The sequence below is a fragment of the Roseofilum acuticapitatum BLCC-M154 genome, from assembly GCF_030068475.1.
GTDB lineage: Bacteria > Cyanobacteriota > Cyanobacteriia > Cyanobacteriales > Desertifilaceae > Roseofilum > Roseofilum acuticapitatum.
Map to the genome: position 1 here is coordinate 1 of NZ_JAQOSP010000115.1, position 8,887 is coordinate 8,887.

General features: G+C 46.1%; 10 protein-coding genes. 3 read left to right on the plus strand and 7 right to left on the minus strand.

The features are described 5' to 3' along the window. Positions 1–182: 182 nt before the first annotated feature. From PMG71_RS18140 to acsF, 7 genes are all read right to left on the minus strand, one after another. Positions 183–1,661, minus strand: a complete 1,479-nt coding sequence (locus tag PMG71_RS18140) for a TldD/PmbA family protein (RefSeq protein WP_283755125.1) — start codon at positions 1,659–1,661, stop codon at positions 183–185. Between the two features lie 195 nt (positions 1,662–1,856). Continuing rightward, positions 1,857–2,465, minus strand: a complete 609-nt coding sequence (locus PMG71_RS18145) for a Uma2 family endonuclease (RefSeq protein ID WP_283755126.1) — start codon at positions 2,463–2,465, stop codon at positions 1,857–1,859. Positions 2,466–2,526: 61 nt separating this feature from the next. Beyond that, positions 2,527–3,183, minus strand: a complete 657-nt coding sequence (locus PMG71_RS18150) for a nucleoside/nucleotide kinase family protein (protein WP_283755127.1) — start codon at positions 3,181–3,183, stop codon at positions 2,527–2,529. Positions 3,184–3,250: 67 nt separating this feature from the next. After that, entirely contained in the window at positions 3,251–3,646 is a 396-nt protein-coding gene (locus tag PMG71_RS18155; RefSeq protein ID WP_283755128.1) for a DUF433 domain-containing protein, read from the minus strand. A gap of 144 nt (positions 3,647–3,790) precedes the next feature. Beyond that, complete coding sequence (gene cobA / locus PMG71_RS18160; protein WP_283755129.1) at positions 3,791–5,290, minus strand: uroporphyrinogen-III C-methyltransferase; 1,500 nt, start codon at positions 5,288–5,290, stop codon at positions 3,791–3,793. A gap of 3 nt (positions 5,291–5,293) precedes the next feature. Further along, complete coding sequence (locus PMG71_RS18165; protein ID WP_283755130.1) at positions 5,294–5,545, minus strand: hypothetical protein; 252 nt, start codon at positions 5,543–5,545, stop codon at positions 5,294–5,296. Positions 5,546–5,631: 86 nt separating this feature from the next. After that, a complete protein-coding gene (gene acsF, locus PMG71_RS18170) occupies positions 5,632–6,708 on the minus strand; it encodes a magnesium-protoporphyrin IX monomethyl ester (oxidative) cyclase (RefSeq protein ID WP_283755131.1) in 1,077 nt (358 codons plus the stop codon). Positions 6,709–6,997: 289 nt separating this feature from the next. Here acsF and hemF point away from each other — a divergent pair, with 289 nt between their 5' ends. The 3 genes from hemF to PMG71_RS18185 all read left to right on the plus strand — a co-directional run. Then, entirely contained in the window at positions 6,998–8,038 is a 1,041-nt protein-coding gene (hemF, locus tag PMG71_RS18175; RefSeq protein WP_283755132.1) for an oxygen-dependent coproporphyrinogen oxidase, read from the plus strand. A 59-nt stretch (positions 8,039–8,097) separates the two neighbouring features. Further along, positions 8,098–8,238, plus strand: a complete 141-nt coding sequence (locus PMG71_RS18180; RefSeq protein ID WP_283755133.1) for a hypothetical protein — start codon at positions 8,098–8,100, stop codon at positions 8,236–8,238. A gap of 55 nt (positions 8,239–8,293) precedes the next feature. Beyond that, a partial coding sequence (locus PMG71_RS18185) for an RNA-guided endonuclease InsQ/TnpB family protein (protein WP_283755134.1) occupies positions 8,294–8,887 on the plus strand: 594 nt, incomplete at its 3' end.

The window sequence follows — 8,887 nt, forward strand, 5'->3', positions numbered from 1 at the left end:
TCCACCGCTATGGTTCGAGGGAGTGCGAGCATCTTGCTCGCTAGAGATAAGGGTTTAGGGAGTGCGAGCATCTTGCTCGCTAGAGATAAGGGTTTAGGGAGTGCGAGCATCTTGCTCGCTAGAGATGACAAGCGAGCAGGATTTGAGTTCAATAGCGAGCAGGATGCTCGCACTCCAAATTACTACGATCGCCCCCCTACGGTGATAGAATCTACCTTAATATGGGGTTGGCCGACGGTAACATAAACGCTGCCACTGACGGAACCACAGAAGCCTGCTGCCAAGCCTAAATCTTGGGAACTCATGGAAATTTTATGCATAATTTCCTTGGCTTCTCCGATTAAAGTTGCCCCTTTCAAAGGTTTGGTGACTTTCCCATTTTCAATCAGATAGGCTTCATCCACCGCAAAGTTAAATTCACCGGTTGGGCCGACGCTACCGCCGCCCATTTTCTTACAATAAATGCCCTTATCAATGGAGGAAAACAGGTCATCTAAGGAATAAGCGCCGGGAGCAATGTAGGTATTCCGCATCCGGGAAGCGGCGGCGTAGGTGTATCCCTGACGGCGACCGCTACCGGTTCTTGGATGCCCCGTCCGCATGGAACCGGCGCGATCGGAAATGAAGTTTTTCAGGATGCCATTTTCAATTAAAAGGGTTTTCTGGGTGGGCATTCCCTCATCATCCATATCAATGGTTCCAAACTCACCTTCTGAGCGTCCTTCATCCCAAGCGGTTAGATTTTCATGGGCAATTTTTTCTCCTTTCTTGTCGATAAAGGGGGTGGTTTTGCGCTCGATTTGGGTCGTTTCTAACAGGTGACCGCAAGCTTCATGGAAAATTACACCGCCAAATTTATTGGCCATGACAATCGGATAGTTTCCTGATTCTACATAGTCGGCATAGAGCATTTTACCGGCAGCTTCGGCTAAATCAGCCGTCGTATTATCACTGTCCCAGTTGCGTAAAAAACTAGGCTGGCTGGTGCTGCCGAGCCGTTGCCCGATGGAGGTGCGATGGCTGCCATCGGCGCACAGGAGGCTACAGCCAACGGACTGGGTGAGGCGAATATCGCGGGCAAATGTACCATCACTGGCAGCCACGAGGACTTCTTGCCAGTCGCGGAAGTAGACGGCGCGGCGAGATTGGATGTGGGAGGCTTTTTGTTTGAGGCGATCGCTCGCTTGTAATAGAATATCTCCCATCTCTTGCATGGAGCTACAGTGGTCTAACCACAGTTCTTTCCCCTTAGTTGTGGCATAGTCGCGCAGGGGTTCGAGGTTGACTTCGGGAATGTAGGAGTTGGCAGAAGGCAAGTTAAAGCCAAGAATGAGTAATCCTTTTTCTAGAGCGGCTTTGAGTCCCGTAAAAGACAAGTCATTGGTACTCACATAACAGTCTGCTTTACCGCGAAATACCCGCACCCCTGCACCCGTAGACAAGCGCGGGGAAATGCTGGTAATCGTATCCTCTTCGCCCATGCAACTGATATAGTTGATCCGCTCTAGGAAGAATTCGATAAAGTCTGCACCTGCTGCGCGTCCCCATCCCAGGAGACTCGATAGCATTACTTCCCAGCTTTCATCAAACCGATTTTTGGTGGCATGGTAAGCTCTAGCGGATAGGTCATTGGCGATCGGCGCTTGAATTACAAGAGTCATAGAGTCGCTTGTGGTGATAGGGTTTTTGAAGAATAGTTATCCTCTAGTGTGTCACATTGACGCTCGTCTTGCTGCTACAATCGAGTTCAATGCAAAGGGCAGGAGTATATGGATACAAAAGTTAGCGATCGCCTACTGTACGATCGCCTAGGCATCACTCCAGAACAACTGGCTGGTTTTTGCGATCTCCATACCCTAAGACCAAATGCGTTTCATTGAAAGCGTAAAGGAGGGCAAAACCTCTTCTCCCGATAAAGCGCTCGGATTTTCCAATACTTCCATCACTTGACCCGCCCGATAAATTTCCACTCGCTTATTCTTCGGATCGATCAGCCATCCCAACTGAGTGCCATTATCGATGTATTCCTGCATCTTAGTCCTCAGATCTTTAAGGGTATCTGTCTTAGAGCGCAGTTCCACAACAAAGTCAGGACAGAGGGGAATAAAGCCTTCCCTCTGTTCGGGGGTCAGAGCTTCCCATTTATCTTGCCTGACAAAAGACGCATCCGGCGATCGGTTGGCTCCATTGGGCAACTCATATCCAGTCGATGAGTCAAAGTATTCCCCTAAATTCTGATTCGCTTCCCACCAAATACCAAGCTGAGTGCCGATTTTTGCATTTCGTTTACCGGTTTCGCCACCTGTGGGTGGATTCACAATCAGTTCTCCTCTAGCAGTGCGTTCAAGTCTGAGGTCGCGATTGGCGCTAACCAATGCAACAAACTGTTCCCGTGTCACGTGGAGCAGTAGCTGGTCGGGTAATTGGAGTAGAAGTGGTTTAGGTGGGGAAGGAGCCTGTACCATCAGAATTTACCTTACGCTGTTTTCATCGCGCTTCTATTGTAATCACAGTAGCATTGTGAAGTTACTCTTGGATATCATTATTGATAATCAATGAAGCCGATGCTGTCGGATTATCTCGCTCAAAATGAATCTTCTGAGCCGGAAAATAGATGTTTTGAAAATCGCGAATCGTTTCCTCTTCTCCTAAACCTTCTTGCCCTCTCGATAAGGCTCGGTTTAAGGCAGTCTCAAAACTACAATCGACCCAAATTTTCAGATCGTATTCATTAATCCAGGGTTTCTTCAAAATAAAAATCCCTTCAAACAAGATAATATCTATCTCTTGAAAATCATAGGTTTCATCGTACAATTCATCAGTTTTTAGATCCAGAGATTGGGCTTGTAAGTAAATGGATTTATTTGCCTTTAGAGGGAGAATCAATGAATCAAAGAGTTCTTGCCAACGAAAGGCATGATTGTAGAAATGTTCAGGTAGATTATCTGGATTAAAGCGAATGTTTTGTTGATGATGCCAAGCATCGAGTCCAATTAAGGCAACGTTGAAGTTCCGGCTGTTCAAAACATTGAAAAGTTCATGACTGACCACGCCTTTCCCTGACCCGTCAATACCGCTAATGGCAACCAGTAAGCTGCGATCGCCAGAAGTTTCAGAACGAGCTTGTGCGATGCGATCGACTGCCTTATGAATATCATTGAGTAACACTTCAGGTAATTTCATCTTTTATTAAACAGTATAACTCTTTGCTATTTAGGGAATAAATAAACGACCTGCACCCATGTAATCGTCAAGATCGATCACAATTTCTACACTGCCTTGATGCTCGCAACTTTTTATTCTCTTCAAGCTTTACTCGCACTAACTCATGTCCCTTTTTTGGTGAAGAAGCAGCAATTTTAGCAAAGCGTTCGCGATTGTACTCTTCCCAATATTGTCGCGTTTCTTCTGCTGTTTTCAATATTTCTTGATACTCAACTTCTACTTCTGCTTGATGCTTTTCAATATAGGTAAGGGCTGCATCAATTTGTTTATTGGTGAGGTTAAATGAGTCACGGATGAATTTCTGAGGATATTGAGCTTTAAGATGATCGATGATATCGTACAGAGTAATACGAGTTCCGGAAATGGTTAGTCCCCGTTCAGTACGAATGATTTTTACAGATTGTTCAGAGAGTGAAACCATCTTTTTTTCTAATAGAGTTGTCTAAACCTACTGCTTAAATGATAGCTCAAGTTCAAGCGAGTCGTGGGATGGGGGCGGGTTTAGATTATTGATTTGTGGGTGTCCTAGATTTGGGTATAACCCGCCCCTACAGAGATTGAATGGTTAATGATTTTTTGCCCATTGTACGATCGCCTCCGTCAGTCCGTCTAAAGTATATTCTTTTGCTTCAACATCGACGCGCCCTAGGAGTTCTTCACAGGTTTTGGAGGTTTGGGGGCCGATGGAAGCGATACAGACAGAGTTTAGGGCAATTTCCCCCCCTTGTTGCAGCATTTGAACCGTGTTTTTAACGGTTTTGGAACTGGCAAAGGTAATCACCGTAATTTGTCCGTTTTGCAGCGCGTTTAAGGCTTCTGGGGGAATGGTTTGGGGACATTGGGATTGATAGGTGGCAACTTCCGTGACACTTGCGCCTTGGGTGGTACATTGGTTAACCAGGACTTCTCGACCTCCGGTTTCCACACGGGGAAAGAGCAGGCTTTTACCGGATAAGGGTTCGGGGAAATGCTCAACCAGGGCATCAGCGATGAAGTTGGGGGGAATATAATCGGGTTCGAGTCCCTGTTGGCGTAAACTGGCGGCGGTTTTTTTGCCGACTACGGCAATTTTAAGGCCGGCAAGGGCGCGACTGTCGAGGTGATGGTGTTGGAGCCTTTGAAAGAAGTAGTCAACGGCGTTGCTGGAGGTGAGGATGAGCCAGTCAAAGGTGGATAAAGTGGCGATCGCCCGATCCAACAATTCCCAACTCGAAGGCGCTACAATCTCTAGAGCGGGCATTTCAATCACTCTAGCTCCCTGTTGTTGCAACAGTTGTGTAAATTCACTGGATTGACCCGCCGAACGGGTAACTAAAATGGTGTGCTGGGATAGGGGCATAGGACAGGGAAAATCAACAGTTTGGAGCCGCTCATTCACGACTTTTCCTATAATAATCACGGCTGGGGACAGCTTTTGATCTGAGGTGAGTTCCAGAATGTTGCCTAATCTGCCTTGCCAGATCTGTTGTTCGGGAAATCCGGCCCAACGGATAATGGCGATCGCCGTCTCCGCCTCCTTGCCATAGCTACAAAGTTGACGGATAATCTCCGCAAGTTGACGGGTTCCCATCAGCATGACCAGGGTTTCCATCTGCGCCAAAACCGACCAATTTAAAAGACTCGGATCGTGCGCTGTAACCACAGTAAACCCCGAACTTAAGATCGGATCGGTTAAGGGAATACCTGCTAAAGTCGGCGCAGCGATCGCAGAAGAAAGTCCCGGAACAATTTCTACAGCGCAATTTTGACTCAATAGCGCCTCAAGTTCCGAACTACTACGACCAAAAACCAGGGGGTCACCACTTTTGAGACGTACCACTTGGTTCCCCTGTTGACAGTAATAGATCAGGGCTTGATTAATGCTACTTTGCGACGCACTCGGTTGTCCCCCCCGTTTCCCCATGTCCAGCAATAGACAATGCGATCGCACTTCGGAAAAGAGACGAGCATCCACCAGCGCATCATAGATAATCACATCGGCCTGTTTCAGGAGATGATAAGCGCGTAGGGTGAGGGTATCCAGACTGCCTAATCCTGCGCCGACTAAATAGACTTTACCAACCATCGGTTAAGATTTCGATTCCGGATTCAATCGGCGATTAATCCAACTGATTACCCCACTGGCGATCGATCCAGCCATCAAAATCCCGATCGCCGGAGTAAACACCGGCTCCCACAATCTATACCAGAGATCGAAGCCTAGGGGAATCTCCAAAGAACGACCCAAAAGGGCGATCGCAAACCACCCAAAGCTGAATAAAACGAAAAATAAGTTAAGGGTTAAAACGGTGTTGAGGCCGTTTAAAAGTTTGTCTTTCATATCAGTTTCGATCGCCAACAAAAACTCCCCTGGTTGGGTGAGTGCTTTTGCCCACCCAACCTGCTTAGAAACCCAGTTTCTAGAGTTTAACGCACGGTCTCCCGGATGGCTTCGGCATCAATGGGTTTAATCAGATATAAACGTAGCATATCCCAGCCAATACCAGCCATTAAGGGCAGTTTGCGGAAGAATTTGACGATTTTAGGCGCTTTGCTCTCATTAATGGCTGCCATCGACCGATTGCGATCTGAGCAGCGATAAACCCGTGGGAAAAATTCCGGATGATCCACATTTAACATCACGGGGAAAGCGCGACCGGCAGTGGTATTGGTATTGCAAACCACAGTTTGGTCATACTCTCTGGCATCTAAACCAATCATTTCATAAAAATCGCTTCTCTCGTCTACGGTGAGAGAATGGGTAACAAAGACAGTGAGGAGGAAAAAGCGGGCCCAGAGTCGTCCAGTCCAGCTATCCCACATGGAGCGCTGCGATCGCAACAAAGCAGTAAAAATATCTCCATGGCGGTTTTCATCCTGACACCAGCTCTCGAAGAACTGGAATAGGGGATAAAACTGATATTCGGGATGCGTCTCTAAATGACGGTAGACGGTGATGTAGCGCCAATAGCCAATTTTCTCAGACAGATAGACCGCATAGATGATCCACTCTGGCTTAAAGAAAGTATAGGTGCGGTTTTTGGTCAGATAACCCAGATCCAGAGAGATCTTAAAATCACTCATGGCTTTGTTCAAAAAGCCAGCATGACGGGCTTCATCTCGTGCCATCAGACTAAAGATTTCTGATAAGAGGGGGTTTCTGTCTTTGAGCTTACGGGAGAGTTCCTTGAAGAGCAAGAATCCAGAGAATTCTGAGGTACAAGAGCGCTCTAGGAAATCTACAAACGTAGCGCGGGTTTTTTCATCGAGATGCTCCCAAGATTGGTTAAAGCTCTCATTCCGAACAAAGTGATGGCGGTTGTAGTCCGCTTTCATTTCTGTAACCATGGCCCGAAGTTCCGCTTCTTGGCTGGAAATATCCATCGAGGCTACGGCTTCAAAATCAGTTGTGTAAAAGCGAGGAGTGAGTAGGGTTTCCTTTACCGGAGCTTTTACACCGGGCTTGAGTTCTTCGATCGTCGGTTGCGAGAGGGTTTTAACCATAATCGGGTACAAAATCTATTTATCGATACATCAGTCTATAACGAAGATAAGAATCGATCGCTAATTCTCATGAAATATTTACATTGCTTTACAGTTCTTCTTGCTTGTATGCAAAACTCTACAAATGTAAGGCTAGTCAACCTGAGATCTAGATCGAGGAATCGGGTTTACTCCCCGAAGTATTAAGTTTTGAAAAAAAATCGGCAATTGGAGTTTAATCACTATAGAGTGATTAGAGTTCAAATCGAAAAGAAAACCAATAGAGTCTACGACGTTCCTAGAAGTTACTATGAGTCATTCCGAAGCTTCCAACCTACCTCCAGCAGATTCTCGCGAACGGTTTAAAACCTGGGTCATGGGTTTACAAGAGCAAATCTGTCAAGGACTAGAAGACATTGATGGTCAAGCTAAATTTAAGCAAGACCAGTGGGAAAGGGCCGAAGGAGGTGGTGGTCGTTCCAGAGTGATCCGAGATGGCCGAGTTTTTGAGCAAGGGGGCGTTAACTTTTCCGAAGTTTGGGGAGAAGGATTACCCCCCTCGATCCTGACCCAACGTCCCGAAGCCACAGGTCATCCTTTCTTCGCTACGGGAACCTCGATGGTTTTGCATCCCCGTAACCCCTATGTGCCGACGGTTCACCTGAATTATCGCTACTTTGAAGCGGGCCCGGTTTGGTGGTTTGGGGGTGGAGTCGATTTAACGCCCTACTATCCGTTTACGGAAGATGCGATTCACTTCCATCAAACCATTAAGGATGCTTGCGATGAGCATCATCCGGAATATTATCCCACTTTTAAACGCTGGTGTGATGAATATTTCTATCTCAAGCATCGTCAAGAAGCTAGGGGTATTGGTGGTATTTTCTTTGATTACCAAGATGGTCGGGGACAGTTATATAGAGGCCCGAATCCGGAAGGGGAAGCGGCACAATATAGCCAAAATGTGGGGCAAACGTCCCATACTTGGGAGGAGATCTTTGGCTTTGTGCAAAGTTGTGGTAATTCTTTCTTGTCTGCCTATCTTCCCATCATTGAACGCAGACAAAATACGGAATATGGCGATCGCGAGCGCAATTTCCAACTCTATCGTCGCGGACGCTATGTTGAGTTTAACCTGGTTTATGACCGGGGAACGATCTTTGGTTTACAAACCAATGGCCGTACTGAGTCCATTTTAATGTCTTTACCTCCTCTGGTGCGTTGGGAATATTGCTATAGTCCAGAAGCTGGTAGTCGGGAAGAGGAACTTTATAATACTTTCCTGAAAGCGCAAGATTGGGTGAATTGGGACAAGCAACCTGCTGCTCATGAGTTAGTCGGCGCAAAATAGATCGGTTTTGATTCTACGGTTTTTAAATGAGCTGTAGAGTCTTTGAAGATGTAATGGTTATGACTCTCCTTTTGAACCACCGAAGAGCCTTCGGTGGTTTCCTGTTGTTTGGGCACAAAAAAGGAGAGCGATCGCCGATCGCTCCCTTCGATTCTATTGCGTTTATCGAAAATTTTGGGTTTAAAACCCCGTCCTTCTAGGACGGATTTATGCTTTTTATGTTAACATAAGTATGTGGTCAGTTGGTCGATAACCATGATTGTTTACGAGTTTAAAGTCAAAGGGAAGGAGTCGCAATATCAGTCCATAGACGAAGCCATTCGTACTAGCCAATTCATTCAAAATAAGTGTTTGCGCTACTGGATGGGCAATAAAGATTCAAAAGTAAAAGTAGATAAGTACGCATTGAATAAATATTGTGCAGTATTAGCTGCTGAGTTTCCCTTTGCCGATGAATTAAACTCAATGGCTAGACAATCTGCGGCGGAAAGGACTTGGAGCGCAATAGCTCGTTTTTACGATAACTGCAAGAAGAAAGTTAAAGGGAAAAAAGGATTTCCGAGGTTTAAGAAGAACTGCCGCTCGGTTGAATATAAGTCATCTGGATGGAAGCTTTCGGAGAACCGGAAATCAATAACTTTCTCAGATAAGAAAGGGATTGGTAATCTTAAATTAAAGGGAACCTACGACCTTAATTACTATGACATTAAGCAGATTAAACGTATTCGCCTAGTCCGTCGTGCTGACGGGTATTACGCTCAATTCGCAATTGACGTAAATGTCCTGATTGAAACGCAACCGACTGGGCAAGTAGTAGGTATTGACCTGGGATTAAAGTATTTCATTGCC